Origin of the sequence: Saccharothrix sp. NRRL B-16314 (assembly GCF_000716595.1) — a bacterium.
Lineage (GTDB): Bacteria > Actinomycetota > Actinomycetes > Mycobacteriales > Pseudonocardiaceae > Actinosynnema.
In genome coordinates this window covers 1-342 of sequence record NZ_JNXC01000177.1, presented here as the reverse complement: position 1 = coordinate 342, position 342 = coordinate 1, and the positions used below count along the sequence as shown (strand labels likewise).

Sequence of the window (342 nt, the reverse complement as noted above, 5' to 3'; positions counted from 1 at the left end):
GGCGGAGACCACCTGGACGTCCGTGGACTGCACCCACGCGATGCGGTGGTTGTAGTGGATGGGCATGAACTTGGTCGTCCCCTGGACGCGCGTCCCGTCCTTGTTGTAGGCGCTGGAGTAGTAGTCGCCGAAGACCTCGGCGCCGGCCGCGACGTACGCCTGACCCGCGGGGATCGTGTACTTCTTCAGCGGGTCTTCGTTCTTGGTGCCGTTGGCGGTGTCGTCCTGGATCGGGACACCGGTACCGGCGTAGGCCTCGCGGTTCGGGTAGGCGCGTCCGTAGACCTTGATCGGGGTCGTCCCGACCGGCTTGACGACCGTCTTCGCGGTGTTCACCTGGGA

At 66.1% G+C, this 342-nt stretch carries 1 pseudogene; it reads right to left on the bottom strand.

Going from position 1 to position 342, the window contains the following annotated elements:
- Positions 1-342: pseudogene (locus tag OQ02_RS45420) on the bottom strand (hypothetical protein); the annotation flags it as partial.